Genomic DNA, 25,164 nt, shown 5'->3' on the forward strand with positions numbered 1-25,164 from the left:
TCAGAAGCAGGCGCTTGAGGCAAGGCGGTAGGTGCGCCCCGCGCCCAGCAGGTGCGCGGTGAAGCCGTCCGGGCCGAACAGGCGGGCAATGGCGGGGGCGGAGACCTCGAGGCCCCCGGCATAGGCGCCGAAGGCCGGCAGCACCATGCGCGCCCCGTCGGTTACGAAGCAGCGCCTCCGCAGCGCGCGCCCGCGCCGCACCACGCGCGCCACCGGGTGCAGATGGCCGCAGATCTCGCCCGCCGCCGCCCGGCCCTGCGCCTCCGGCTCGTGGCGCAGCACCAGGCCGCCGAGATTGAGCGCGCCCAGGCATTGGCCGCCGAGGCCGTGGGGCTCGGGATCGTGGTTGCCGGCGATCCAGAGGAAATCGCGGCCCGCCTGGAACGCGGCGAGCGCCGCCCGGGCGTTTTCGCCGATGCGCTCGGCGCCCCAGCGGTCGTGCAGGCTGTCGCCCAGCGCCACCACCAGGCGCGGCGCGAAGCGGCGCACCAGGCCGGCGAGGCCGGCCAGGGTCTCGGCGGTGTCGTAGGGCGGCAGCATCTGCCCGCGCCGGGCGAAGGCGGAGCCCTTCTCCAGGTGCATGTCCGCCACCACCAGCGCCCGCGCCTCCACCAGGAACAGCGCGCCAGAGGGATCGAGCAGCGCCTCGTGCCCGGCGATGGACTGCGCGGCGAGGCAAGGCGGGGCAGGGAGCGATTCGGGGCGGGCGAGCATGGGGGGATTTTGACCATCCCGCGCTGCCCCGCAAGCGCCGGGCGGAGGCCGTGGCGTTTCGGTTTGAAAACGAGGCGGCGCGGCAGCTCCCTTCCCGCGTGCGGGAGATGGCTGTCGCGCAGGGATCTTCCGCCGACCTCCGGCGCACGTTTCCCCCTTGCGGGATTGCCCTCCCCACAAGGGGGAGGGGAGCCGCGCCGAAATGGGATCGGTCTGCCGCAAGGGGGCAGGGCGCTGCTGCGCTGGCGTGGCCGCGGATCTTCAAACCGAGACACCACCGCGGAGGCCGGCTCCATTCAATAGGCCGGAGGGTGGTTTCCCATGATCGGATGGCGCTCTAGAACCGCTGCGGCACCACGTGGCGCGGGGCGAAATCGTCCTCGTGGCCGTGGTCCTTGCCGCGCTTGGGCAGCTTCACCTTCGCGTGCTTCACGTCGGTGTAGGGAATCTGCGAGAGCAGGTGCGAGATGATGTTGAGGCGCGTGCGCTTCTTGTCGTCGGAGAAGGCGACGTGCCAGGGCGCCCATTCGGTGTCGGTGGCGGCGATCATCTCGGCCCGGGCGCGGGAATAATCGTTCCAGCGGGCATAGGATTCGACGTCCATCGGCGAGAGCTTCCAGATCTTGCGCGGATCGTCGATGCGGCTCTCCATGCGCCGGGTCTGCTCCTCCTGTGACACCTCCAGCCAGTACTTGATGAGGATGACGCCGGACTCGACGATCGCCCGCTCCACCAGCGGCGTCGCCATGAGAAACATCTTCGCCTGCTCCTCGGTGCAGAAGCCCATCACCCGCTCGACGCCTGCCCGGTTGTACCAGGAGCGGTCGAAAATCATGATCTCGCCGGCCGCCGGCAGAAGCGGGATGTAGCGCTGGAGGAACATCTGCGAGCGCTCCCGCTCGGTGGGCGGGGGCAGGGCGATGACGCGGAAGATGCGCGGGCTGACGCGCTCCATGATCGCCTTGATGACGCCACCCTTGCCGGCGCCGTCGCGGCCTTCGAACAGCACACAGACCTTGGCGCCGGTCGTTTTGGCCCAGAGCTGGAGCTTCACCAGCTCCACATGGAGCTTCTGCAGATGGTGCTCGTAGTCCTTCCGCTTGAGGGGTTCGGGGCGCTCCATGGGATGCCTCCTCCATAACGCAGCTGTTCTTGTTGTTGAACGCATCTCTTGGGGGGCGCCCCGCCGGGCCGGCGGGGCACGCGCGCTCAGGCCCAGCTGAGGAAGAAACCGACGTCGCCGGGCATGCCGTTGGGCCAGTCGACGATCATCGCCTTCAGCTTGTAGTGGGCCGGGCGCAGGTGGTCGCGCCACAGTTCGAAGGCCTGGCGTGGGCGGCCGGTGAGGGTCTCGGGCCAGCCCTCCTCCGCATTGTTGATGGCGCGGCCTTTGTCGGTGCACAGCACGTTGGGGAAGCGCATCACCATGATCTCGGTCTCGCCCCGCTGGGCGGCGAGCCGCATCTTCGACACCAGGCTCTGGGATATCTCGTGCAGGTGCTCGGGGGTGAGGTCGATGCGCTCGGACAGCGTCTTGATCAGCTCCTGGCGCGCCTGGTCCGCCTTGTCCATGGCGGAGAGCTCCTTGTCGAGCTTCGCGCGCTCCACCTCGTCCATATAGGCCCGCAGGTCGTCGGCGGACATGAAGGTCTCGTCTCCGAGCGTGTCCGCGGACTTGGTTTGCGAAGCGTTCGTCATCGTTCGGCTCCCTTGGTCGGCGCGCCGCTCTCGCAGGTCGGCGCTTCGGGCTTCTCGCCCGCGCGGCGGAAGGTACGCCGCGCGGTGCGGTCCTCCATTCAGGGCACGAGGGCGTGCACGTCCTTATGCCAGATCAAGAATGCGGGCCGGCCGCGGCCGGCCCGCCGGCCCCTTCGGCGCCGGCGGGCGCCGGCGGCGGTACCTTGGGGCGCGCGCCCGGCCGCAGGCGCTCGCGGATCGCCTGGAACAGCACGTAGAGCGGCGGGATCGCGAAGATGCCCAGCACCGAGGCGAAGATCATGCCGCCGAACACCGGCGTGCCCACGTTCTGCCGCGCCATCTGCGCCGCCCCGGTCGCCACCACCAGCGGATAGAGGCCGAGGATGAAGGCGAGCGAGGTCATCATCACTGGGCGGAAGCGCAGCCGCGCGCCCTCGGTCGCGGCCTGGAGCAGCGGCTCGCCGGACTCGCGCCGCTCCTTGGCGAACTCGACGATGAGGATGCCGTTCTTCGCCGCGAGGCCGATCAGCACGATCATGCCGATCTGGCCGTAGAGGTCGAGGGTGAGGCCGGCGAGCAGGATCGCCGCGAACGCGCCCAGAATGCCCACGGTGACCGACAGCAGCACCGGCACCGGGATCGACCAGCTCTCATAGAGTGCCACCAGGAACAGGAAGGCGAACAGCACCGCGAAGGCAAGGATGATGGCGGTCTTGCCCTCGGCCCGCTTCTCCTGGAACGAGGTGTCGGTCCAGGCGCCGGCAAATCCCGCGGGCAAGGTCTTGGCGGCCACCTCCTCCATGGCGGCGAGCGCCTGGCCGGACGACACGCCCTCGGCCGGGGCACCCTGGACCGTAACCGCGCGCTTGTTGTTGTAGCGGATCAAGGCTGGTGGCCCGACCTCCACCTTCACCTCCACGAACGAGCGCAGTGGGATCATCTCGCCTTTGGCGTTGCGCACGTGGATGCGGTAGACGTCGTCGATGCTCTTCCGGTCCTCCGCCTCCGACTGCACCTGCACCTGCCAGGTGCGGCCGAACAGGTTCATGTCGTTGACATAGAGCCCGCCGAGCGAGGTCTGGAGCGCCTGGAACACGTCGTTCAGCGGCACGCCGAGCACCTGCGCCTTCTCGCGGTCGATGTCGAGGAAGATGGAGGGATTGGCGGCCGAGTAGGTGGAGAACACCCGCGACAGCCGGGGGTCCTGGTTGGCGGCGATGACGAGGCCGCGCAGCACCTGGGCCAGCACCTTGGGATCGCCGGCCCGCAGGTCCTGGAGCACATAGGCGAAGCCGCCGCCGGTGCCGAGGCCGACGATGGGCGGCGGCGCCAGCGGCACCACCGTGCCGCCGGAGATCTGGCGCATCTTCGCGCCCAGCCGGTCGATGATGGCGGCGGCGCCGTTCTCGGTCCCGTCGCGGTCCTCGAACGGCTTCAGCGTGACGACGATGAAGCCGGCATTGGACTGGGAATAGTTGTCGATGAAGTTGAGGCCCACCACCGAGGTATAGTCCTCGACCGTGTGCTCCTCCTTGAGGATCGCTTCGGCGGCGCGGATCACCGCCTCGGTGCGGCCCACGGACGAGCCGCCGGGCAATTGCACCACCACGAAGAAGGCGCCCTGGTCGTCCTCGGGCAGGAAGCCGGTGGGCGTCGCATTGGAGAGCGCCAGGATGCCGCCGGAGGCGACGAACACCGCGATCAGGCCGATCAGCGACCAGCGCACCAGCCGCGCCACGATCGCGCCGTAGCCGTCGCGCACGCGGTCGATGAAGCGCATGACATAGCCGATCGGCCCCTTCCTCGGCCCATGGGTCGGCTTGAGCAGGATGGCGCACAAAGCGGGCGACAGCGTCAGCGCGTTGATCGCCGACAGGAACATGGCCACCGCCACGGTGATCGCGAACTGGCGGAACAGTTCGCCCGAAATCCCGGGGATGAAGGCCACCGGCACGAACACCGAGAGCAGGACCAAGGTGATGGCGATGATCGGCGCCGTGATCTCCGCCATGGCCTTTTTCGTGGCCTCGGCGGGGGAGAGTTCGGGGTGCTCCTCCATCACCCGTTCGACGTTCTCCACCACCACGATGGCGTCGTCGACGACGATGCCGATGGCGAGCACGATGGCGAGCAGCGACACGGTGTTGGCCGAATAGCCGATGGCGTTCAGCACGATGAACGTGCCGATGAGGCTCACCGGCACGGCCAGCGTCGGGATCAGCGTCGCCCGGAACGAGCCGAGGAACAGGTAGACCACCAGCACCACCAGGACGAAGGCCTCGATGAGGGTCTTCTCCACCTCGTGGATGGTGTCGGTCACGAAGATGGTGGGGTCGTAGGTGACCTTCCACTCCATGTCCTCGGGGAAGGCCTTGGCCAGCTCCGCCATGCGGGCGCGGATCGCGCCGATGGTGGTGATGGCGTTGGCGCCGGGCGACTGGTAGAGCGCCAGCACCGCCGCCGGGCCGCCGTTGAACAGCGTCTCGCGGTCGAGGTTCGCCGCGCCCAGCTCCAGCCGCGCCACGTCGCCGAGCCGCAGCACCGAGCCGTCCGGATTGGTGCGCAGAACGATCTTCTCGAAATCCTCGATGGTGGAGAGCCGGCCCTTTGTGCGCAGGTTGAGCTGCAACTGCTGGTCGTCGGAGATCGGCCGCGCGCCGATGCGGCCCACCGCGGCCTGGATGTTCTGCGCCCGGATGGCGTCGACGATGTCGCCGGTGGTCAGGTTGAGGCCGGTGAGGCGGTCGGTCTTCACCCAGGCGCGCATGGCGTAGTCCTGGGGGCCCCAAAGGGCCGCGTCGCCGACGCCGGGAATGCTCTTCAATTCGTCGAGGACATTGATGGTGACGTAGTTGGAGAGATAGAGCGGGTCCTTGGTGGCCTTGGGCGAAGAGATGGCGAGCACGCCGAGCAGCGCGGACGACTTCTTCTTCACCACCACGCCCTGGCGCTTCACGTCCTCCGGCAGCTTGGAGAGCGCCACCTGGACGCGGTTGTTCATGTTGACGGTGTTGATGTCGGGATCGGTGCCGAGCTCGAACGAGCCGGTCAGGGTGTAGGAGCCGTCGTCGCCGGAGACGCTCTTCATGTAGATCAGCTTGTCGACGCCCACCACCTGCGCCTCGATGGGCTGGGCGACGGTGGCGTCGACGATCTCGGCGGAGGCGCCGGGGAAGAAGGTGCTCACCGACACCTGGGGCGGGATGATGTCGGGATACTGGGCGATCGGGATCGCCATCAGCGACAGCGCGCCGGCGATCACGGTGACGATGGCGATGACGATGGCGAGGCGCGGGCGATCGACGAAGACCGACGAGAGCATGGATCAGCCTCCGCTGGCGAGGCCGGCCGCGGGGGTCGCGCGCACGCTCGCGCCCGGCCGCAGCTGCTCGAAGCCGTCCACCACCACCTGATCGCCGGGCTTAAGCCCGTCCTCGATGATGATGCCGGCGCCCAGCGTGCCGCCCGGTTTCACCCGCCGCGTCATCGCCTTGCCGTCCTCCACCACAAAGACGTAGACGCCGCCCTGGTCGGCCACCAGCGCCGCCTGGGGAACGACGATCTTCTCCTGCGGCGTGCCGGACTTCAGCTCGACCCGCACCAATTGCCCGTCGATCAGCGCCCCCTTGGGGTTCGGCACGTCGGCACGCATCACCACCGTGTCGGTGCTGCGGCTCACGCTGACGTCGACGAAATTGATGCGCCCGATCTCGGGATAGGTGGTGCCGTCGGAGAACTTGATGCGGACCTCCACGTTGGTGAGATCCACCTTGCCCTCCTCCTTCTGCGCCTCGAGATAGTCGCGCTGGCTCACCGGGAAGGTGACGTACATGGGGTTCTCGCTCACGATGGTCGCGAGCACGCCGGAATCCGGGCCGACGATGTGCCCGCGCGTGAACGCGGTGCGGCCGATCTTGCCGGTGATCGGCGAGACGATGTCGGTGTAGCCGAGATTGATCTTGGCGGTCTTCAGGTGCGCTTCGGCGGTCAGCAACTGGCCCTTGGACGAGGCCTCGGCGGCGATCGCCTGGTCGCGCGCCACGACCGTGCCGGCATTCTTGGCCAGCAACTCCTCGGCGCGGTCGCGCTGGATCTTGGCCAGGTCCAGGGCCGCCTTGGCGCGCCCCACCTCGCCCTCCGCATTCTCCACGTCGGCCTGGAACAGCGGCTTCTCGATGCGGTAGAGCGGCGCGCCCTCCTTCACCACGTCGCCTTCCTTGAACAGCACCGCCTCCAGCATGCCCTTCACCCGGGCGCGGATCTCCACCCGCTCGGGCGATTCCACGCGGCCGACGAATTCCAGCGCCTGGCTCACCGGCTTCATCCTCGCCTGCGCGACGCCCACCGGGATCGCCGGGGCGGCTGCGGGCGCGGGGTCGGCGGCGCGGGCAGAAGAGAGGGAGAAGAGGAGGGAGGCGGCGAGCACCCCCGCGGCGATGGACTTGCAACGCATCCTGGCCTCCCGGACCCAAACGGGCCTTGTGACGGACTCCAAGCCGGCGCGGCCCCGGGGGCGATGCGCAAACGATCCCGCGCCGCCAAACTTCCGGAGCCGACGACGGGTTTTTCCAGGAGCTCTACGGTTGTTCGCTACCGTTTTATTCTAGAGGCCAGGAAGAAGCCCGCCATCCGCCAGAGAAAGCTCGTTGCCGATTTTAATACCCGCTCCCGCTGCGGCGGGGAAGGGCAAACGCGAGCGGAGCCGTAGATCCGCACCGCTACGGTCGGCCGTGGCGCTGAGGCCGTCAGCCGCCGGTCCAGCGGGCGGCGGCCTCGTCGTCGCTGGCCTTGGCGGCCACCCAGCCGCCCGCGTCCCCGCGCTCCTCCTTCTTCCAGAAGGGGGCGTTGGTCTTCAGCCAGTCCATGAGGAAGGACGCGGCCGCGAAGGCGGCCTCCCGGTGGGCGGAGGCGGTGACCACCAGCACGATCGGCTCGCCGGGCAGGATGCGCCCGTGGCGGTGTACGATCACCGCGCCGGTGAGCGGCCAGCGCGCGCGCGCCTCGTTCAGGTGGCGGACCATCTCGTCTTCCGCCATGCCGGGATAGTGCTCCAGCGCCAAAGCGGTGAGCGGCGCGCCGGTTTCGTCCGGATCGGCGCGGCACAGGCCGGTGAAGGTGACGAGGGCGCCCACGTCGGTGCGGCCGTCCGAAAGGCGCGCGGCTTCCGCGCCGGCGTCGAACGGTCCGCTCTGGACGCGCACCTCGAACATGGCGCTCAGCCTCCGGTCATGGGCGGGAAGAAGGCGATCTCCTTCACCCCGGCGATGGGCGCATCCGGCTTCACGTGGCGCCGGTCGAGGGCGGCGCGCACCACGGCCGGGTTGGCGAAGGCGTGGGCGTGGGCCTCGTCCCTGCCCGCCAGCCAGCGGGCGAGGTCGGCCACGGTGACCACGTGCGCGGGCGGTTCCACCATTTCCTCGGCGCGGCCCACGCGCTCGCGCAGCCAGGCGAAATAGAGCACCTTCACCGGCCGTCCTCCACCAAATGGCGCGCCCCGGCGCGGAAATAGTCGTAGCCGGTATAGAGCGTCAGCACCGCCGAGACCCACAGGAGGGTGAGGCCCACGAACGAGACGCCGGGCAGCACCTTCTCGCCGGCGGGGCCCGCCAGCAGCACGCCCACGGCGATCAGCTGCAGCGCCGTCTTCCACTTGGCGAGCCGCGAGACCGGCACCGAGACGCGCAGCTCGGCCAAAAACTCCCGCAGCCCCGAGACCAGGATCTCGCGGCACAGGATGACGATGGCGGCCCACAGCGACCAGCCGCGGATGGTGCCGTCGGAGGCCAGCATCAGCAGGCAGGTGGAGACCAGCAGCTTGTCGGCGATCGGGTCGAGCATGCGGCCGATGGCGGACTGCTGCGACCAGGCGCGGGCCAGATAGCCGTCGAAGAAGTCGGTGACGGCGGCGGCGATGAACAGCGCCAGCGCCACCCAGCGCAGCCACACGCCGCCCTGCAGGATGTCCGACCAGAACAGGCATCCCGCCACCAGCGGCACCGCCACGCAGCGTCCGTAGGTGAGCAGGTTCGGCAGCGAGAATGCGTGGCCGCGCGCCGCCGGGGCGGGGCTCGACGGGGAGGGGCGGGTGGCGGCGTCGGCCATGGGCTCACTCTTCCTCGGGGCGCCGACCGTGAAGGCGCGGACCTGCGGCCCCGAACTTGTCCGCTCTTCCTTGGTCGGCTCCGGCGCCCCCGTCAAGGAACGAGCACGGGAGGAGGCCGATCACGGCCGACCGTGAAAATAATCGTAGACCGCCTGCGCGGTGGTCGCGTTGATGCCCGCCACCTGGCTGAGGTCGGCGAGCGAGGCGCGCTCGATCGCCTTCAGCGTGCCGAAATGGCGCAGCAGCGCGCGCTTTCTCGTCGGCCCCACGCCGGGGATCGCCTGCAGGCCGGCCTCGGTGATGTCCTTCTTGCGCCGCGCCCGGTGCGAGCCGATGGCGAAGCGGTGCGCCTCGTCGCGCAGGCGCTGGATGAAGTAGAGCACCGGGTCGCGCGGCTCCATGCGGAAGGGTGTTTTGCCGGGAAGGAAAAACTGCTCGCGCCCCGCCTCGCGGTCGAGCCCCTTGGCGATGCCCACCAGCGGCACGTCGGCGATACCGAGCTCGGCGAGCACCTGCCGGGCGGCGTTGAGCTGGCCGAGGCCGCCGTCGATCAGCACCAAATCCGGCCAGGGCGGAGTGTCGGCCACGGCGGGGGCGTCGTCCTCCTCGGCGAGGTCGGCGCCCGGGCCGATATCCTCGTCGGGCGGGGGCAGGTCGGCGGACGTTCCGCCGCCGCGCGGCCCGCCGGCGCGCCGGGAGAGGGCCGCTTCTCGGCCGCGCGTATCGCCCTCGGCCTCATCCTCGCCCGCAAGCGGGGACCGGCTTTCCATCCCTGGGGCCTGCTCCGCTCTCGCCCCCCGCGGCGCCTCCTTCATCAGGCGCGCGAAGCGGCGGCGCAGCACCTCGCGCATCATGCCGAAATCGTCGCCCGGCGTGAGGTCTGCCGACTTGATGTTGAACTTCCGGTACTGCCCCTTGGCGAAGCCCTCCGGCCCGGCGACGATCATGCCGCCCACCGCATTGGTGCCCATGATGTGGGAATTGTCATAGACCTCGATGCGCCTCAGTGGCGCCTTGAGGCCGAACGCCTGCGCCACGCCCTCCAAGAGCTTGGCCTGGGTGGCGCTCTCGGCCAGAGTGCGGGCGAGCGCCTCGCGGGCGTTCTGCAGCGCGTGCGCCACGAGGTCGCGCTTCTCGCCGCGCTTGGGCGCCGCGATCTCGACCCGGAAGCCGGATTTCTCCGACAGCGCCTCGGCGATCAGCTCCTGCTCCTCCACTTCGTGGGAGAGCAGGACCAGGCGCGGCACCGGCTTGTCCTCGTAGAATTGGGACAGGAAGGCGCCCAGCACCTCGGCCTCCGAGAGCGAGCGGTCGGCGCGCGGATAATAAGCGCGGTTGCCCCAGTTCTGGCCGGTGCGGAAGAAGAACACCTCGATGCAGGTGGCCCCGCTCTGCTGGGTGGCGGCGAACACGTCCGCCTCCTCCACGCCGCGCGGATTGATGCCCTGGGAGCCCTGCACCGCCGAGAGCGCGGCGAGCCGGTCGCGCAGCCGGCCGGCGCGCTCGAATTCGAGATCGTGGGAGGCCGCCTCCATCTCGCGCGCCAGCTCCTCCTTCACCGCGCGGGAGCGGCCGGAGAGAAAGGCGCGCGCCTCCCGCACCAGCTCCTTGTAGTCCTCGTGGCCGATCTCGCCGGTGCAGGGGCCGGCGCAGCGCTTGATCTGGAACAAGAGGCACGGGCGGGTGCGGTTCTCGTAATAGCTGTCCGAGCACGAGCGCAAAAGGAACGCCCGCTGCAGCGCGTTGATGGTGCGGTCCACCGCCCAGACGCTGGCGAACGGCCCGTAATAGTCCCCCGGCCGGTTGCGCGCGCCGCGGTGCTTGAGGATCTGCGGCGACACGTGGTCGGCGGTGATGAGGATGTAGGGGAAGGACTTGTCGTCCCGCAGCAGCACGTTGAAGCGCGGCTTCAGCTGCTTGATGAGGTTCGCCTCCAGCAGCAGCGCCTCGGGCTCGGTGCGGGTGGAGACGAATTCCATGGTGGCGGTCGCCGCGATCATGCGGGCGATGCGGTTGGTGTGCCCCACCGGGCGCGTGTAGCTGGTGACGCGCTTCTTGATGCTCTTGGCCTTGCCCACATAGAGCACCTGGCCGGCACCATCGATCATCCGGTAGACGCCCGGCCCGGCCGGCGCGTGCTTTGCCGCCTTGACGATGGCCTCGCGGCCGGTTGCGAGGCTCTCGGCGGCGGGAGCCGCCTCCTCCGCCTCGATCTCGGGCAGGAGCACGGCCTCGCGCGAAGCCGTGTCCTGGGTCTCGTCGGCGTCGAGGGCGATCTTGGGCGGGTCGGTGGGGCGTCTGCCGGTCATGGCCGCAAGTTAGGCACTGGCCGGCCGCAGAACCAGGGGGCGGCCGGCTTTACCGTTCGCAAACCCTGGCGGAACGCGGCCGGCGCCGCGCGCGCCGCTCGGAGCTCGCCGCCGGCGCCGAGGCACGCGAATTCAGGGCGCCGGATGGTTTATCGGCGATTCAGCATAAGCCGCGGTGGCGCTTGGCGGGGAAGGTGCCGGCAACCGGCGTGCGGGAAGATGGGCACAGGCCGCCGCGCGGGGCGCGGCCGTATGGGGAGTGTTGATCATGGCCCGACGCCCGGTTCGCCGCCTTCTGACGTCAACTGCCGCCGTGCTCGTGCTCGGCACGGCCTGCCCGGCGGGCGCCGCCGACATGGGCTATGGGGCGCCGCGGGCCTATGTCCAGCCGGCGTCCGCCTTCACCAACTGGACCGGCTTTTATATCGGCGCCAATGTCGGCTATGGCTGGGGCACCGCCGACGTCGACAAGCCGGACGGCTTCCTCGGCGGTGTCCAGGCCGGCTACAACCTTCAGCTGGGCAATCCGTTCGTCATCGGGCTCGAGGCCGACTTCGACTTCGCCGGCATTTCCGGCGGCGGCTTCACGCTCGACAATCTCGGCACCGTCCGCGCGCGGGGCGGCTTCACCTTCGACCGGATGCTGTTCTTCGGCACCGTGGGCTATGCCTGGGGCAAAGGCAATTTCGACGTGCTCGGCCTGTCCTCCAGCCGCACCCAGAGCGGCTGGACCCTCGGCGCCGGCCTGGAGATGGCGCTCGACCGCAACTGGAGCGCCAAGTTCGAGTACCTGTATTTCGACCTCGGCGATTCCACGTTCCCGACCGTGGTCGGCCCGCAGACCGTGGGCTTCGACGGCAGCGTGCTGCGCGGCGGCGTGAACTACCGCTTCTGAGCCGGCGCGCCGGCGCGGCCCGGCCGGCGGGCCGGCCTCGATCGCGCCCGCCGGGCGGAAGGGCCGACCACGGCGGCCGGGCGGCCGGCCCGGGACCGCCCCAGGAGTGCTGCGCGGCCGGCTTGAAATCGTCATCTTGACGGGCGCTACTCCCGGCCCCGACGGAGGGGGCGCACGATCATGCCGGCGAAGATGTCTTTCGAACCGCGCGCGCGAAGTGCCGCGGCGGGCTGGCCGTTCCTGGCCGCCCTGGCCGAGCGGGAGGCGCGCGTCGGCGCTTCCTTCGCCCGCCGCGGCAAGCTCTCGGCCGGGCTCTACGAATTCCTCCGGTTCGGCATCAAGCAGGGCTGGGCCTGCCTGTTCGGCGGCATCCTGCTCGGCCTCATCATCGCGACGCGGCTCTGGTATCCGGCGCATGCGGCCATGTCCCGCTACGACGCGCTGGTGATCGCCTGCGTCATCGTTCAGGCGGGGCTGCTGTGGTTCGGCCTCGAGACCCTGGAGGAGGCCAAGGTCATCCTGGTGTTCCACGTCGTCGGCACGGTGATGGAGCTGTTCAAGACCTCGATCGGCTCCTGGTACTATCCCGAGGCGAGCTATCTGCGACTGGCCGGTGTCCCGCTGTTCTCCGGGTTCATGTATGCGGCGGTGGGCAGCTATATGGCCCGCGCCTGGCGCCTGTTCGACTTCCGCTTCAGCGGGCATCCTCCGCTGTGGGCGCTCGGCGCCCTTTCGGCCGCCATCTACGGGAACTTCTTCACCAACCACTGGGGCATCGACTTGCGCTGGGTGCTGGTGGCGGCCGCCGTGGTCCTATTTTTCAGGACGGTTGTCCACTTCAAGGTCTGGAAGGTCCACCGGCGCATGCCGCTGCTGCTCGGCTTCTTTCTCGTTGCCTTCTTCATCTGGGTCGGGGAGAACATCGGCACCGGCGCAGGCGCGTGGCTCTACCCCAACCAGATCGGCTCCTGGACGATGGTGCATCCCAGCAAGCTCACCTCCTGGTTCCTCCTGATGCTGATCTCCTACACCCTGGTGGCGGCGGCCATGGCGAACGGCCGCCGGCGGCCAGCTGGCACCCGCGACCGGAGGCGGCCGGGCGTGACGCTTCCGACCTAGGCCCCGGCGGCCGCCGGCTCCGGAGATCAGGCCGGCGCGCCGAGCCGGGCGCGCGCGTCGGCGGCGAGGCGGGCGACGATGTCGCCTGCCGCCATGCCGTCGGCCCAGAGCGAGAGCGCGGCCGCCTGGCCCGCCCAAAGATTGGTGAAGGCGCTGGAGCCGGCCGCCTCCGCCTCGGCCCGCAGCGGGGCGAGCGCGCCGCCGGCCAAGGGAAAGGCCGGCGCGTCGGCGCTCATCGGTCCGATCTCGTGCATCAGGCGGTTCATGAGCCCGCGCGCGGGCCGGCCGGTGAACAGATTGGTGAGGGCGGTGGCATCGTCGCGCGCCGCCCGCAAGGCCGCGCGGTGGACCTCGGGAATGCGCGCCTCGCGGGCGAGCAGGAAGACGGTGCCGATCTGCGCCGCGCTCGCGCCCAGCACCAGGGCCGCGGCGATGCCGCGGCCGTCGGCGATGCCGCCGGCCGCGATCACCGGGACCGGCACCGCGTCCGCCACCTGGGGCACCAAAGCGAAGGTGCCGGGCTGGCGCGCCATGGCGCCGGGAATGTCGGCATCGAGGAAGGTGCCGCGATGGCCGCCCGCCTCCAGCCCCATGGCGATCACCGCGTCGCAGCCGTGGTCCGCCAGATAGCGCGCCTCGGCCACCGTGGTGGCGGCGGAAATCACCTTCGCGCCGGTGGCCTTGACGCGCTCCAGCAACGCCGGCTCGGGCAGGCCGAAATGGAAGCTCACCACCTCCGGCCGCAGCCGCTCCACCAAAGCGCAGAAATCGGCGTCGAACGGCGTGCGTCCGCCGGCGGGCGGCGCCGCCTGCGGGTCGAGCCCCAATTCCACATAATAAGGCGCAAGGCGCGCGCGCCAGGCGAGCATGGCCACCGGATCGGGCGCCGGCGGGCGATGGACGAAGAAATTGGCGTTGACCGGACCGTCCGTCGCCACGCGCACCTGCGCCAATGCCGCCGCGAACCGCTCGAGATCGTACATCGCGCAGGGCAGGGCACCGAGGCCGCCGGCGCGGGTCACGGCGATCGCCAGTTCCGGCGTTCCCGCCCCCGCGAGCGGTCCCAGCAGGATCGGCAGGTCGATGCCGAACAGATCGAGCAGCCGCCGGTCGGGCCAGCGCGCGCGCGCCGTGTTCTCCTCCTGCGGAATGGCGGCTGAGGACGGGGGCCGGGGGGCAAGCGGCATGGCGTCTCCTCGGGCGCGGTGGCCCTGATCGCGTCGGAGGCCGGCGCCTTGCGGGCGCCTTCGGGTCATGCAATATTCCTCAAACAAGAATAAAAATCAAATATCATTCTCAAATTGGACTTAGCCTTGGACCTCGCCAGCCTCGACGTTTTCCGCATCGTGGCCGAGACCGGCAGCGTCACCCGCGCCGCCGGCCTGCTCGGCCGCGCCCCCTCCAACGTGACGACCCGCATCCAGGCGCTGGAGCAGGATCTCGGAGCGGCGCTGTTCCTGCGCGACGGCAAGCGCATGGCGCTCACCGCCGAGGGCGAGACCTTCCTCGGCTACGCCCGGCGTCTGCTGGCGCTCGCCGGTGAGGCGCGCGGCGCGGTGCGGCCCGGCATTCCCTGCGGCCGGCTCAGGCTCGGCGCCATGGAAAGCACGGCGGCGAGCCGGCTTCCGGCGCCGCTCGCGCGCTACCACGCCGACTTTCCCGAAGTGGCGCTGGAGCTCATCACCGGCACCAGCCGCGACCTCGCGGCGGGGGTGCACGAGCATCGGCTCGACTGCGCGCTGGTGGCCGCTTTGCCGGGCGAGGGCGCGCCGCCCGAGGACGACGGCACCCTGGAGGCGGTGCCGGTGTTCGAGGAGGAATTGCTCCTGGTCGTCCCGCCTGGGCACCGTCCCGTCGAAGGCCCCGCCGACGTCGGCCTCGACACCCTTGCGGCGCTGCCCGCGGGCTGCACCTATCGGGCGGTGGCGCAGCGGTGGCTCGCGGAAGGCCGCGCCGGGCGCCGGCCGCTGCGCCGCATCGAACTGGCCTCCTACGACGCGATGCTCGCCTGCGTCTCGGCCGGCGTGGCGGTGGCGGCGGTGCCGCGCTCGGTGCTGGAATTGCGGCCGGGGCTCGCCGGTCTCGCCACCGCGCCTATCGCGCGCCTGTCCACTTTGCTCATCCGCCGCCAGGGCTACCGCTCGGCCGCCTTCGACGCCCTGAAGGCGCGCCTCGCCGCCACCTCCCATCAGGGGGCGTGATGGGTGCATAAGGGGAAATCGCTGTCCTTTCCGTCTCTTGCGACCTAAGCAGCGGGCGCTGGCCGCGCGGTGCGCCGGGCCCGTGTTCGGAGGCTCCATGCAACGCCGCGTCCTTGTCGGCTTCCTCCTCGGCCTGTGCGGCGTCGTCGTGTTCGGCGCCACGCTGCCCATGACGCGCCTGTCGCTCGACGATCTCGGGCCGTGGTTCATCTCGTTCGGCCGCGCCACCATCGGCGGCGTGCTGGCGGTGGGGGTTCTCGCCGCCATCGGCAGACCGCGGCCGCTGCGCGGGCGCATACTGGTCGACCTCCTGCTCGCCACGGCGACCCTGGTCTTCATCTTCCCGCTGCTGATGGCGGTGGCGATCCAGACCGTGCCCGCAGCCCATGGCGGCGTGGTGCTGGGGCTGCTGCCGCTGACCACCGCCCTCGCCGCCATGCTGTTCGCCGGCGAGCGGCCGGGTCTGCCCTTGGTCGCGGCGAGCGCGGTGGGCGCGGGGCTGGTCGCCGCCTTCGCGTTGCGCAACGGCGCGGCCGACGGGCTCGGCGCCGGCGACGGCCTCCTGGTGCTGTCGGTGATCGCCTGCAGCTCCGGCTATGCCATCACCGGGCGCCTCGCCCGCTCCATGGGCGGCTGGGAGGTGATCTGCTACATGCTGATCCTGGCGCTGCCGGTGAACCTCGTCGGCACGCTGCTCTCCTTTCCCGCCCGGCCGGAGGCGGTGGCGCTCACCTCCTGGGCGGCGCTCGCCTATCTCGGCGTCTTCAGCCAGTTCGTCGGCTTCTTCTTCTGGAATACCGGCCTTGCCATGGGCGGCATCGCCAAGGTCGGGCAGGTGCAGCTGCTCCAGACTTTCGTGACGGTGGGGCTCGCCTGGCCCGTCAATGGCGAGGTGCCGGACGCCGAGACGCTGGCCTTCGCCGCCGCCGTGGTGGCGGTGGTGGCCTTCGCCCAGCGCACCGGGCGCCCGCGGCCGCCGGCGCCATGAAAAAGGCCCTCCCGCGGGGGAGGGCCTGTTCCTTGATGACCGGTTTCCTTGATGCCCGCGGGCGCGGCTCAGGCCGCCTGGCGGCGCGAGGTGATGAGCTTGCGGTTCACCAGCACCTCGGCGATCTGCACCGCGTTGAGCGCGGCGCCCTTGCGCAGGTTGTCGGAGACGCACCAGAAGGCGATGCCGTTGTCCACGGTGGGATCGTCGCGCAGCCGCGAGATGAAGGTGGCGTCCTCGCCCGCCGCATCGTGGGGCGTGGCGTAGCCGCCCGGCTCGCGGGTGTCGATGACCAGCACGCCCGGCGCCTCGCGCAGGATCTTGCGCGCATCCTCGGCGGAGAGCTCGTTCTCGAACTCGACGTTCACCGCCTCGCAGTGGGAGATGAAGACCGGCACCCGCACGCAGGTGGCCGTGAGCTTGATCTTCGGGTCGAGGATCTTCTTGGTCTCGACCACCATCTTCCACTCTTCCTTCGTGTAGCCGTCATCCAGGAACACGTCGATCTGGGGGATGACGTTGAAGGCGATGCGCTTTTGAAACTTCTTCGGCTCCACCGGGTCGGAGACGAACACCGCGCGGGTCTGGGTGAACAGCTCGTCCATGGCGTCCTTGCCGGCGCCGGAGACGGACTGGTAGGTGGAGACCACCACGCGCTTGATCGTCGCCGCATCGTGCAGCGGCTTCAGCGCCACGACGAGCTGCGCCGTGGAGCAGTTCGGGTTGGCGATGATGTTCTTCTTGGTGAAGCCGGTGATGGCGTCCGCGTTCACCTCGGGGACGATGAGGGGAACGTCCGGGTCCATGCGCCACTGCGAGGAATTGTCGATCACGACGCAGCCTTGGGCGCCGATCTTCGGCGACCATTCCTTCGACACCGCTCCGCCGGCCGACATCAAGCAGAGGTCGGTGTCGGAGAAGTCGTAGTTTTCGAGCGCCTTCACCTTGAGGGTTTTGTCGCCGAAGGAGACCTCGGTGCCCAGCGACCGGCGCGAAGCGAGCGCGACCACCTCGTCCGCGGGGAAGCCCCGCTCGGCGAGGATCGACAGAATCTCCCGGCCCACGTTGCCCGTGGCGCCGACGACGGCGACCTTGTAACCCATGATGTTCCTCGGAAACGGACGGCCCCGTTCATGCAAGGGCCGAAGGGGGGACTTTTATGACGAAGCGCGGCCCGGCGCAACGCCGTGCGGCGCAAGGCTGGAACGCCCTGCGCGCAGGCGTGATTCGCAGCCTCCGCGAGGCCGGCCGGAACGCCCGCCCTGCGCCGTCCTCGCCAAAGGAGATCAAGGGGCGATCAGGGGCGATCAACAGGCGGCCGGGCGGCGCGCGGCGGCTGGACTGTTGCCGGCAGGCCACGGAGCGCCCGCCTCCCGTGCGGAACCGGGCTGCCATGCGGACCGTTTCCTTGCCTCAAGGCCAAGCATGCCGTAACCAAGAGCCGACGGTGGTCGCCGTCCTGGGAGGCTATCCATGCGTTTTGCGCCCGCTCTCACTCTCGCTGCCGTGCTCGCGGTGGCGTTCGCCGGCACGGCCGAGGCGCAATCCAGCAAGAAGCGCACCCAGGTCACCATCGCCAAGCGCTCCTATCTCGACGCCGGCACGGTGGTGAAGCCCGGCTCCAAGTCCTATACGGACTATGCGCTGCCGCTGAACTACAACTTCCCGAACTACCAGGGCAGCGCGGTCGGCCCCGGGCCGATCACCGGCATCCGCTGGCCGCTCCCCGGCCCGTTCGACCTCCCCGGCTACTGATCCGGTCCGGCTCCCGGTCCGCGCCCCTTCGGCTTCCCGTCCGTTTCCGACGGCCGCGCCCGCGTGACGCGGCCGTTCTGATTCGCGGGCTGCGCCACCCATTGTTGCAGCGCCACGGCGGTATCGAGGTGGCGCGGCCTTCCGCCGTTCGCGCCGTCTGACCTTTCACGATACCTCCCGTCCGGTGTTGCCGGTGCACGGCCCCCCCGTGCCAGTGGCGCGGGCTTGGGCGCGGCTATAGGTTTGCCCGGTCGACCGGGAGATGGACCCATGGACGAGCTGGTCTGGCTGGTGGTTCTGGTCCTCGCCTTCCCGGTGATGGCGATCGTCGCGCTGGTGATGGCGCTGGCGCAGCGCGGACGCATCCGCCTCCTGGAGGCGCAGGTCGCGGAGCTGGATTTGCGCCTGCGCGCCGCCGGGTTCGCGCCGCCGGAGGCCGACGCGGCCGCGCGTTCTGCACCTCCCGCCTCGCCGCTCGCCCGGTTCCAGACGCCTCCGGCGCCGCCCGAGGCGGAGCAGCCAGCCGAGGCCCGGCCGATCCCCGCGCCCGAGCCGCCGGCCGCCGCGCCGCCGCCGGCCGGGAGGGATGGCGGGCGAGCGCCGCCGCCGCCGAAGGAGCGCCTCGCCGGCTTCGAGGAACGGCTCGGCGCGCGCTGGGCGGTGTGGGTCGGCGGCATCGCGCTCGCGCTCGGCGGCGTGTTCCTGGTGCGCTACGCGGTGGAGCAGGACCTCATCGGTCCGGCGGCGCGGGTCGGCCTCGGCCTGCTGCTCGCCGCCGCGCTGCTCGGTGCCGGCGAATGGCTACGCCGGCTGGACCTGAGGCTGGGCTTTGCCGGCCTGCCCGCGGCCCATGTGCCGAGCGTGCTCACCGCCGCCGGCACCATGACCGCCTTCGGCAGCATCTATGCCGCCCATGAGCTCTACCACCTGATCTCGCCCGGCGCGGCGTTCGTGCTGCTGGCGCTCACCGCCATCGCCACGGTGTTCGCGGCGCTGCTGCACGGGCCGGCGCTCGGCGTGCTCGGCTTCGCCGGCGCCGCGGCGACGCCGCTCCTCATCGCCGCGCGGGAGCCCAACGCTTTTGGCGTCGCCATCCTGATCGTCGCCGTCGGCGCGAGCGCGCTCGCGGTGGCGCGGCTGCGCCACTGGCGCCTGCTGGCGCTGCTCGCCATCGCCGGCATGACCGGGTGGGGCCTTGCGCTGCTCGCCTTCGACGTGCCGCAGGCGACGCCGGCGAGCGGCGTCATGGGCCTCGTTTTGCTGGCGCTGACCGCCGCGCTGCTGGCGCCCGGCCACCTCTGGGGGCCGCGGACCGGGCACGGCCCCGACCTCGTCTCCAGCGTCGGCGCGGCCGGCGCGCTGCTGGTGACGCTGGCGGCGGCGCTCCATGGCGGCATCGCCTTCGGTCCGCTCGTGCTGTTCGTCGCCGCCGCGCTCGGCGCGCTGGCGCTCGCCTGGCGCGCGCCGCCGACGGTGCTCGCCGCCCTCGCCGTGGCGCTCGCCGCGCCGGTGATCCTCGCCCAATGGGACTTCCCGCCCATTCCCGGCTCGGCGCTCGCGCCCGCCGGACCGGTGGCGGGCACCGTGCCCGAGCCGGCGCGGCTGCCGCTCGGCCATTTCATCGCTTACGGCCTGATCCTCGGCGGCCTCCAGGTCGCGCTCGGCCTCCTCGGCGCGCGCCGGCCGGGGCGCGCCTTCGCCAGCCTCGCCTGGGCGGGGTCGGCGAGCCTCGGCGCGGTGCTGCTGCTGGTGGCGGGCTATGAGCGCCTCACCGATCTCGACAAGAGCCTGCCGTTCGCGGCGCTCGGGCTCGCGCTCGCCTTGGTGCTGGCCTTGTGCGCCGAGAGCGCCCAGCGCGCCCGGCCGAGCGGCGCGGCGGCGGGCGCGTTCGCCGCCGGCAGCGTGGTGAGCCTCGCGCTGTCGCTCGCCTTCGCGCTGGAGAAAGGCTGGCTCACGGTCGGCCTCGCGCTCGCCGCTTTGGCGGTGGCGTGGGTCGCGACCCGGCGCCCGGTGCCCGGGCTGCGCCAGCTCTCGGCGGGCCTCGGCCTGCTGGTGGCGCTGCATGTGGGGACGGACCCGACCATCGCCGGCGACGCGCTCGGCAGCACGCCGATCTTCAACTGGCTGCTGTGGGGCTACGGCGTGCCGGCCGCCGCCTTCGCCCTCAGCGCGCAGGTGCTGGGGCGAACCGCCGACGACTGGCCGCGGCGGGTGCATGAGGGCCTCGCTCTGCTGTTCGCGGTGCTGCTGGCCGCCTTCGAGGTGCGCCACCTCGCCCATCCGGGCGATCTGCTGGCGCAGCCCTCCGGCCTGTTCGAGGCCGGGCTTCTGGCGAGCATCTACGGCGCCTATGCGGTGGCGCTGCTGCGGCTGTCGCAGGTGCGCGCGCGCCCGCTCTACGGCCTGTTCGCACGCCTCATGGGGGGGCTTGCGGCGCTGTTCGCGATCGGCGCCCTGGTCGGTCCCAATCCCTTCGCCACCAGCACGAGCGTGGGCGGGCCGGTGGTCAATGAGCTGCTGGTGGCCTACGCGCTGCCGGCGCTGCTGGCGCTGCTGTTCGCGGCGCGCCTGCCGGCGGCGGAACGGCCGACCCGGATGTTCGCGCGCGCGCTCGCCGTGGTGCTGGGCCTTGCTTACGTCACCTTCGAGGTGAGCCGGCTGTTCCAGGGGCCGGTGCTCGACCCGGCGGCGATCTCGGCCGGCGAGTGGTACGCCTATTCGGCCGCCTGGCTCGGCTTCGGCATCCTGCTGCTGGTGCTCGGGCTGTGGCGCCGCTCGCGCACGCTGCGCCTCGCCTCGGCGGCGGTGATGGTGGTGACGGTGCTGAAGGTGTTCCTCTCCGACATGTCGGACCTCGAAGGGGTGCTGCGCGCGGTCTCCTTCATCGGCCTCGGGCTGGTGCTCGTGGCCATGGGCTGGCTCTACCAGCGCCTCCTCGTCAGGGACGCGCCGGTCGCGGCCGCGCCGCCCGCGCCCTGAGGGCGGGGCGGCGGCGTCGCGATCGCCCGCGCCGGGATCAGGCGACGGCGCGGCGGCCGAGGCCAGGCACCAGGGCGGACGGCTTGAGGGCGAAGGCGCCCTCGCCGGCCAGCGCCACGGTGAGCGAGGCCACCACCAGGAAAGCGGGATATTCCCAGCCGCCGCCGGCGGCGGAGAAGATCCAGCCGTTGGGAATGTGGACGCTCATGGCGCCGAGCATCACCGGAATCAGCAGCACCGCCACCGGACGGGCATAGATGCCGGCGAGGATCAGCAGGCCGCCGATCAGCTCGGCGCCGATGGTGGGCAGCGCGAGCGCGGCCGGGAAGCCCTTGCTGGCGAGGAAGCCGGAGAAGCCGGCGACGGAGAACACGAACACCTTCAGCAGCGCATGGGAGATCCACATCAGGCCGAGCGCCGCGCGCAGCAGGAAGAGGCCGTAGGGGGCGGTGCGAGTGTCGATCATGGTGGTCAACTCCGATTGAGGTGACCATGATGTAAGGCTTTCCCCGATGCATATCGATCAGTATAAATGACAATATGAATTTGCATGGATGCAATACATGATACCCTGGGACGATTTCCGGCTGGTGCGCGCGGTCGCCGAGACCGGCTCGCTGGCCGGCGCGGCGGACCAGCTCTCGGTCAACCACTCCACCGTGTTCCGCCGCCTCGGGGCGCTGGAGAGCCAGCTCGGCGCGCGCCTGTTCGAGCGCTCGCGCGGCGGCTATGTGCCGACGCCGACCGGCGAGGAGATGGTGCGCCTCGCCGAACGCATGGCGGAGGAGGTGGCGGCGGTCGAGCGCCGCATCACCGGGCAGGACCTGCGGCCGTCGGGCGAACTGCGCGTGACCACCAACGACACGCTCCTGGTGCACCTGCTGACGCCGATCTTCGCCTCGTTCCGCAAGGCCTATCCGGAGATCCGCCTCGACATCGTGGTGGCGAACCCCTCGCTGAACCTGTCGAAGCGCGACGCGGATGTGGCGATCCGCGCCAGCGACCGGCCGGGCGATACGCTGGTGGGACGACGCATCGGTTCCATTGCCTGGGCGGTCTACGCCCGGCCGGGAGCCTGCGCGGCGGCGCTCTCGCCGCAGGACTTTCGGCGCCACGACTGGCTCGGCTTCGGCGAGCCGCTCAGCGGCATACGGCCCGCCAAATGGCTGCGCGAGCGGGTGGGTGAGGAGAAGATCGTCTACCGTGTGAACACCGTGCTCGGCCTGTCGGAGGCGGCGGCGGCGGGCATCGGGCTCGGCCTCCTGCCCTGCATGATCGCCGAGCGCAGCCCCGGTCTGGTCCGCGTTCTGCCGCCGCAGCCGGAGCTGGAGGCGGGGCTGTGGCTGTTGACCCATCCCGACATCAAGGCCACGGCGCGGGTGCGCGCGTTCATGGATCACGCCGCGCGCGAGCTCGGCAGGCTGCGCCCGCTCATCGAGGGCCAGGTCGCGGCGGGGCCGGCCGAGGAAAGCCGGAGCGAGGAAGGGCGGGAGCAGGGCGGCGCCTCGGGGGCGGCGCGGAGCCCGGCCTGAACCCGGCCGGCGGAATCGCGGGCGCGGCTTCTATTCGGCCGACGCCTCGGCGGTCCCCTTCTTGCGGCGGGAGGCGACCTGCGGGCGCGATCCGCCGCTGTTGCTGACGAATTCGCACCACATGGTCTCGATGCCCGCAAGGGTGCCGCGGAACGAGCTTGGGCCGGTGCGCACCACGTCGAAGCAGGGCTCGAAGCTCATGCCCTTCACGTAGCCGCACACGGCTTCGCCGCGCACGCGCAGGGTGTTGGGCGGCAGCCGCACAAACCGCGCCGGCTTCTGGCCGAGCGAGATGGTGCCGGCCACCGAGCCGTCGGCATAGATGCGGCCGGAGCCGGAGGTGCCCTCGAAGCAGGTGAAGGAGAATATCCGGCCCACCACGAAGGTGCGCGCCTGTTCGGCGTTGAGCTGCTCGGCCCACGCCGGCCCGCTGGCCAAGAGCGCGGAGCCGGCGAGCCCGGAACCGGCGAGCGCAAGGCCGGCGATCGCGAGAGAGATCTTGCGCATGGCTCGATCGCAAATCCTGAACGTTTGAGGAACAGATGCACCCGCAGGGGTGCGCCTTGTCAAGCGCCGCAGCCGCGCGTGACGCCGAACCGGCGCCCCGCGCGGTCGATTTGTCCGCTGGTGTGCCCGCGAGGACGCGGCGGCCGGCCTCAGGCGGGCTGCGGCGCCGGCCGGTGCACCGGCTCCTCGCGGATCGGCAGGTTGATGGCGGCGGAGGCGAACGAGAGCGCCACCGAGAGCCACCACACCACCGCGTACGAGCCGGTTGATTCGTAGAGCGCGCCGCCCAGCATCACGCCGATGAAGCCACCGACCTGGTGCGAAAAGAAGGCGAAGCCGTAGAGCATGGCCATGTAGCGGGTGCCGAACATGAGCATGACGAGCCCGGAGGTGGGCGGCACGGTGGAGAGCCACATCAGGCCGAGCACGGCGCCGAACAGGTAGCAGCTGAGCGGCGTTGTGGGCACCAGCATGAACGCGGAGATGGCGATGCCGCGCCCGGCATAGATCAGCGCCAGCATCCATTTGCGCGAGAAGCGCCCGGACAGGTAGCCGGCGCTCAGCGAGCCGATGATGTTGAACAGGCCGATCAGCGCCAGCGTGTAGGCGCCGACGCCGAGCGTCATGCCCTGGTCCACCAGATAGGCCGGCATGTGGACCGTGACGAAAGCGAGCTGGAAGCCGCAGGTGAAGAAGCCGAGCACCAGCATCACGTAGCTCGGGTGGCGGAACGCCTCGGCGAGCGCGCCGGCGATGGACTGCTGGACCGGCGCGACGCTCGCGGCCGCGGCCGCGGGCGCCTTGCCGACGCCGCCGGTGGCGAGCGCGACCGCCACCGGCAAAGTGAGCAGCATGGAGAAGCCGAACAGGATCAGCGTCTCGTGCCAGCCGACGCTGTCCATGAGCCCGCGCGCCAGCGGCGGGAACAGGAACTGGCCGAACGAGCCGGCCGCGGTGGCGAGCCCGAAGCCGAGCGACTTCAGATGATCCGGCAGCAGCTTGCCGAACGCGGACAGCACCAGGTTGAAGGAGCAGGCGGAAAGGCCGAAGCCCACCAGCACGCCGGCGCTCAGATGCAGCATCAGCGGCGTCTGCGCATAGGCCATGAGCACCAGGCCGGCGGCGTAGAGCAGCGCGCCGGCCCACAGCACCCGCACCGTGCCGAACCGGTCGGCGATGGCGCCGGCGAACGGCGAGCCGACGCCCCAGAGCAGGTTCTGGATCGCGACCGAGATGGCGAACACGTCCCGGCCCCAGCCGAATTCCAGCGTCATGGGCAGCAGGAACAGGCCGAACACGGAGCGCGGCCCGAAGGTGATCATGCCGATCAGCCCGCCGGCGGCGATGATGACGAAAGCGGGCAGCACCAGGCTGCGGCGGGGCCGGGTTTCGAAGACCTCGGAGGAAGGAACGGGCGACATCGTAAGCTCGCACGCGCCCCGACGGGGCGCTTGCCGCGCCGCACCCGTCGCGGATCCCGATGGCGGGATCGGAAGTCGGGGTCCGCCGCGAGCGGGAGGGGATCCCCTCCGCTCCGGGCGCGCGGGCGCCGATGCAGAAGGGCGTTTCCTTTACAGGATACTGCGCCCGTCTACTTGATAGAAGGCAATAATTATCAAGCGATCCATCAACGTCGCTTATGGATCGGCCGCGGAGCGTCGCCGCGGCACTCGGGCGGTGCCGGCCGGCCCGCCCGAGGATACCTCCGGGTTCAGCCGAAGCGGTGGTGCGGGCCGCGCTGCATCCCCATGCCCTTCATGTTCTGGCGCAGCAGGATGTTGAGCCGTTGCTTCTGGGCTTCGTCGAGGGTGGTGTAGAGCGGCTGGGAGGCGTCCGCGAGCTTGCGCAGGTCGGTCGCCGAGGCGTCCATGCGGGTGGCGGCGTTGCGCATGCGGGTGATGGGATCGGGGCGGGCGCCGTCATTGGCCTTGCGGGCCTCGCGCGCCTCAATCATGCGGGCGGCGCGGTCCTTCGAGACCTCGCGCAGCGTGCTCTCCACCTGCGGCCAGAGCTTCTCCTGATCGGGGGTCAGCTTGAGGCCCGCCTTGAGCGAAGCGATGCGGGCGTCGGCGAGGGCGGCATAGTCGGCCGTGGTCGGCTGCCAGCGGTCGGCCCTGCCGGGGCCGCGTTCGGTGTTGGCGGCATAGGTGGCGGCGGAGCCGGCGATGAGAGCGGCGGCGGTGGCGGCGATCAGGGCTTTCTTCATGGTCTCAACCTCCTTGAAGGATGAGCAAGCATCGCCTGCCGCGGCCGCGCTCTCAACTTAAACTTCCGTAATGCGCTTCTGTTACAAGACGTTACTTTTAGATGTCGCAATATGGCGGAACCCGGCGAGCATCACGACTTTGCCACATCTATAAACGC

22 protein-coding genes are annotated in these 25,164 nt (G+C 70.7%); 7 read left to right on the forward strand and 15 right to left on the reverse strand.

Annotated elements, in window-relative coordinates:
- The 9 genes from pdeM to uvrC form a co-directional block, all read right to left on the reverse strand.
- Entirely contained in the window at positions 1-714 is a 714-nt protein-coding gene (gene pdeM / locus ABLE88_RS21730) for a ligase-associated DNA damage response endonuclease PdeM (protein WP_348833891.1), read from the reverse strand.
- Positions 715-1,051: 337 nt separating this feature from the next.
- Positions 1,052-1,837, reverse strand: coding sequence for a polyphosphate kinase 2 (gene ppk2 / locus ABLE88_RS21735; RefSeq protein WP_348833892.1), 786 nt, complete (start codon positions 1,835-1,837; stop codon positions 1,052-1,054).
- Between the two features lie 86 nt (positions 1,838-1,923).
- Positions 1,924-2,412 (reverse strand): hypothetical protein, encoded by a 489-nt coding sequence (locus tag ABLE88_RS21740; RefSeq protein ID WP_348833893.1) that lies wholly within the window; start codon positions 2,410-2,412, stop codon positions 1,924-1,926.
- Positions 2,413-2,545: 133 nt separating this feature from the next.
- On the reverse strand, positions 2,546-5,734 hold the full coding sequence (locus tag ABLE88_RS21745) for an efflux RND transporter permease subunit (RefSeq protein WP_348833894.1): 3,189 nt from the start codon (positions 5,732-5,734) through the stop codon (positions 2,546-2,548).
- Positions 5,735-5,737: 3 nt separating this feature from the next.
- Positions 5,738-6,865 carry an efflux RND transporter periplasmic adaptor subunit gene (locus tag ABLE88_RS21750; protein WP_348833895.1) on the reverse strand — a complete coding sequence of 376 codons (1,128 nt, stop codon included), beginning with the start codon at positions 6,863-6,865 and terminating at the stop codon, positions 5,738-5,740.
- A gap of 292 nt (positions 6,866-7,157) precedes the next feature.
- Positions 7,158-7,622, reverse strand: a complete 465-nt coding sequence (locus ABLE88_RS21755) for a molybdenum cofactor biosynthesis protein MoaE (RefSeq protein ID WP_348833896.1) — start codon at positions 7,620-7,622, stop codon at positions 7,158-7,160.
- Positions 7,623-7,627: 5 nt separating this feature from the next.
- Positions 7,628-7,879: a molybdopterin converting factor subunit 1 gene (gene moaD / locus ABLE88_RS21760; RefSeq protein WP_348833897.1), complete on the reverse strand. Its 252-nt coding sequence runs from the start codon at positions 7,877-7,879 to the stop codon at positions 7,628-7,630.
- Positions 7,876-8,514: a CDP-diacylglycerol--glycerol-3-phosphate 3-phosphatidyltransferase gene (pgsA, locus tag ABLE88_RS21765; RefSeq protein ID WP_348833898.1), complete on the reverse strand. Its 639-nt coding sequence runs from the start codon at positions 8,512-8,514 to the stop codon at positions 7,876-7,878. The genes moaD and pgsA overlap by 4 nt, the downstream gene beginning before the upstream one ends.
- A 120-nt stretch (positions 8,515-8,634) precedes the next feature.
- The gene (uvrC, locus tag ABLE88_RS21770) at positions 8,635-10,824 is read right to left on the reverse strand and encodes an excinuclease ABC subunit UvrC (RefSeq protein ID WP_510182932.1); all 2,190 of its coding nucleotides are present in this window, start codon (positions 10,822-10,824) and stop codon (positions 8,635-8,637) included.
- Positions 10,825-11,092: 268 nt separating this feature from the next.
- On the opposite strand from uvrC, the gene ABLE88_RS21775 reads away from it, so the two are divergent.
- Positions 11,093-11,719, forward strand: coding sequence for an outer membrane protein (locus tag ABLE88_RS21775; RefSeq protein ID WP_348833899.1), 627 nt, complete (start codon positions 11,093-11,095; stop codon positions 11,717-11,719).
- A gap of 192 nt (positions 11,720-11,911) precedes the next feature.
- Entirely contained in the window at positions 11,912-12,838 is a 927-nt protein-coding gene (locus ABLE88_RS21780; protein ID WP_348833900.1) for a DUF817 domain-containing protein, read from the forward strand.
- Between the two features lie 26 nt (positions 12,839-12,864).
- On the opposite strand, the gene ABLE88_RS21785 is transcribed toward ABLE88_RS21780, so the two are convergent.
- Positions 12,865-14,025, reverse strand: a complete 1,161-nt coding sequence (locus ABLE88_RS21785) for an NAD(P)H-dependent flavin oxidoreductase (protein WP_348833901.1) — start codon at positions 14,023-14,025, stop codon at positions 12,865-12,867.
- A 126-nt stretch (positions 14,026-14,151) separates the two neighbouring features.
- Here ABLE88_RS21785 and ABLE88_RS21790 point away from each other — a divergent pair, with 126 nt between their 5' ends.
- Together ABLE88_RS21790 and ABLE88_RS21795 are read left to right on the forward strand one after the other, a co-directional pair.
- Positions 14,152-15,039, forward strand: a complete 888-nt coding sequence (locus tag ABLE88_RS21790; protein ID WP_348833902.1) for a LysR family transcriptional regulator — start codon at positions 14,152-14,154, stop codon at positions 15,037-15,039.
- A 97-nt stretch (positions 15,040-15,136) separates the two neighbouring features.
- Positions 15,137-16,027, forward strand: coding sequence for a DMT family transporter (locus ABLE88_RS21795; protein ID WP_348833903.1), 891 nt, complete (start codon positions 15,137-15,139; stop codon positions 16,025-16,027).
- Positions 16,028-16,095: 68 nt separating this feature from the next.
- Here ABLE88_RS21795 and ABLE88_RS21800 read toward each other — a convergent pair whose 3' ends face one another.
- Complete coding sequence (locus tag ABLE88_RS21800; protein ID WP_348833904.1) at positions 16,096-17,130, reverse strand: aspartate-semialdehyde dehydrogenase; 1,035 nt, start codon at positions 17,128-17,130, stop codon at positions 16,096-16,098.
- 370 nt (positions 17,131-17,500) lie between these two features.
- Here ABLE88_RS21800 and ABLE88_RS21805 point away from each other — a divergent pair, with 370 nt between their 5' ends.
- Both ABLE88_RS21805 and ABLE88_RS21810 read left to right on the forward strand, forming a co-directional pair.
- On the forward strand, positions 17,501-17,782 hold the full coding sequence (locus tag ABLE88_RS21805) for a hypothetical protein (protein ID WP_348833905.1): 282 nt from the start codon (positions 17,501-17,503) through the stop codon (positions 17,780-17,782).
- Positions 17,783-18,052: 270 nt separating this feature from the next.
- On the forward strand, positions 18,053-20,761 hold the full coding sequence (locus tag ABLE88_RS21810; protein WP_348833907.1) for a DUF2339 domain-containing protein: 2,709 nt from the start codon (positions 18,053-18,055) through the stop codon (positions 20,759-20,761).
- A 37-nt stretch (positions 20,762-20,798) separates the two neighbouring features.
- Here the strand turns inward: ABLE88_RS21810 and ABLE88_RS21815 are convergent, their stop codons facing one another.
- Positions 20,799-21,227 carry a DoxX family protein gene (locus ABLE88_RS21815; protein WP_348833908.1) on the reverse strand — a complete coding sequence of 143 codons (429 nt, stop codon included), beginning with the start codon at positions 21,225-21,227 and terminating at the stop codon, positions 20,799-20,801.
- A 97-nt stretch (positions 21,228-21,324) separates the two neighbouring features.
- Here ABLE88_RS21815 and ABLE88_RS21820 point away from each other — a divergent pair, with 97 nt between their 5' ends.
- Complete coding sequence (locus ABLE88_RS21820) at positions 21,325-22,293, forward strand: LysR family transcriptional regulator (RefSeq protein WP_348833909.1); 969 nt, start codon at positions 21,325-21,327, stop codon at positions 22,291-22,293.
- A gap of 30 nt (positions 22,294-22,323) precedes the next feature.
- Here ABLE88_RS21820 and ABLE88_RS21825 read toward each other — a convergent pair whose 3' ends face one another.
- The 3 genes from ABLE88_RS21825 to ABLE88_RS21835 all read right to left on the reverse strand — a co-directional run bounded on the left by ABLE88_RS21825 (position 22,324) and on the right by ABLE88_RS21835 (position 25,006).
- Positions 22,324-22,800: a hypothetical protein gene (locus ABLE88_RS21825; RefSeq protein WP_348833910.1), complete on the reverse strand. Its 477-nt coding sequence runs from the start codon at positions 22,798-22,800 to the stop codon at positions 22,324-22,326.
- Positions 22,801-22,949: 149 nt separating this feature from the next.
- Positions 22,950-24,221 carry an MFS transporter gene (locus ABLE88_RS21830; RefSeq protein WP_348833911.1) on the reverse strand — a complete coding sequence of 424 codons (1,272 nt, stop codon included), beginning with the start codon at positions 24,219-24,221 and terminating at the stop codon, positions 22,950-22,952.
- Positions 24,222-24,511: 290 nt separating this feature from the next.
- On the reverse strand, positions 24,512-25,006 hold the full coding sequence (locus ABLE88_RS21835) for a Spy/CpxP family protein refolding chaperone (RefSeq protein WP_348833912.1): 495 nt from the start codon (positions 25,004-25,006) through the stop codon (positions 24,512-24,514).
- Between the last annotated feature and the right edge of the window lie 158 nt (positions 25,007-25,164).

The organism is Xanthobacter luteus, from assembly GCF_040049235.1.
GTDB lineage: Bacteria > Pseudomonadota > Alphaproteobacteria > Rhizobiales > Xanthobacteraceae > Xanthobacter.

What these genes read in the sequence shown, in the direction of transcription:
- ABLE88_RS21745 (WP_348833894.1), bottom strand. Translation starts at nt 5,734, where the DNA reads ATGCTCTCGTCGGTCTTCGTCGATCGCCCGCGCCTCGCCATCGTCATC.
- ABLE88_RS21800 (WP_348833904.1), bottom strand. Translation starts at nt 17,130, where the DNA reads ATGGGTTACAAGGTCGCCGTCGTCGGCGCCACGGGCAACGTGGGCCGG.
- ABLE88_RS21815 (WP_348833908.1), bottom strand. Translation starts at nt 21,227, where the DNA reads ATGATCGACACTCGCACCGCCCCCTACGGCCTCTTCCTGCTGCGCGCG.
- uvrC (WP_510182932.1), bottom strand. Translation starts at nt 10,824, where the DNA reads ATGACCGGCAGACGCCCCACCGACCCGCCCAAGATCGCCCTCGACGCC.
- pgsA (WP_348833898.1), bottom strand. Translation starts at nt 8,514, where the DNA reads ATGGCCGACGCCGCCACCCGCCCCTCCCCGTCGAGCCCCGCCCCGGCG.
- pdeM (WP_348833891.1), bottom strand. Translation starts at nt 714, where the DNA reads ATGCTCGCCCGCCCCGAATCGCTCCCTGCCCCGCCTTGCCTCGCCGCG.
- ABLE88_RS21750 (WP_348833895.1), bottom strand. Translation starts at nt 6,865, where the DNA reads ATGCGTTGCAAGTCCATCGCCGCGGGGGTGCTCGCCGCCTCCCTCCTC.
- ABLE88_RS21830 (WP_348833911.1), bottom strand. Translation starts at nt 24,221, where the DNA reads ATGTCGCCCGTTCCTTCCTCCGAGGTCTTCGAAACCCGGCCCCGCCGC.
- ppk2 (WP_348833892.1), bottom strand. Translation starts at nt 1,837, where the DNA reads ATGGAGCGCCCCGAACCCCTCAAGCGGAAGGACTACGAGCACCATCTG.
- ABLE88_RS21795 (WP_348833903.1), top strand. Translation starts at nt 15,137, where the DNA reads ATGCAACGCCGCGTCCTTGTCGGCTTCCTCCTCGGCCTGTGCGGCGTC.
- ABLE88_RS21835 (WP_348833912.1), bottom strand. Translation starts at nt 25,006, where the DNA reads ATGAAGAAAGCCCTGATCGCCGCCACCGCCGCCGCTCTCATCGCCGGC.
- ABLE88_RS21740 (WP_348833893.1), bottom strand. Translation starts at nt 2,412, where the DNA reads ATGACGAACGCTTCGCAAACCAAGTCCGCGGACACGCTCGGAGACGAG.
- ABLE88_RS21810 (WP_348833907.1), top strand. Translation starts at nt 18,053, where the DNA reads ATGGACGAGCTGGTCTGGCTGGTGGTTCTGGTCCTCGCCTTCCCGGTG.
- ABLE88_RS21825 (WP_348833910.1), bottom strand. Translation starts at nt 22,800, where the DNA reads ATGCGCAAGATCTCTCTCGCGATCGCCGGCCTTGCGCTCGCCGGTTCC.
- ABLE88_RS21785 (WP_348833901.1), bottom strand. Translation starts at nt 14,025, where the DNA reads ATGCCGCTTGCCCCCCGGCCCCCGTCCTCAGCCGCCATTCCGCAGGAG.
- ABLE88_RS21775 (WP_348833899.1), top strand. Translation starts at nt 11,093, where the DNA reads ATGGCCCGACGCCCGGTTCGCCGCCTTCTGACGTCAACTGCCGCCGTG.
- ABLE88_RS21780 (WP_348833900.1), top strand. Translation starts at nt 11,912, where the DNA reads ATGTCTTTCGAACCGCGCGCGCGAAGTGCCGCGGCGGGCTGGCCGTTC.
- ABLE88_RS21820 (WP_348833909.1), top strand. Translation starts at nt 21,325, where the DNA reads ATGATACCCTGGGACGATTTCCGGCTGGTGCGCGCGGTCGCCGAGACC.
- ABLE88_RS21805 (WP_348833905.1), top strand. Translation starts at nt 17,501, where the DNA reads ATGCGTTTTGCGCCCGCTCTCACTCTCGCTGCCGTGCTCGCGGTGGCG.
- ABLE88_RS21755 (WP_348833896.1), bottom strand. Translation starts at nt 7,622, where the DNA reads ATGTTCGAGGTGCGCGTCCAGAGCGGACCGTTCGACGCCGGCGCGGAA.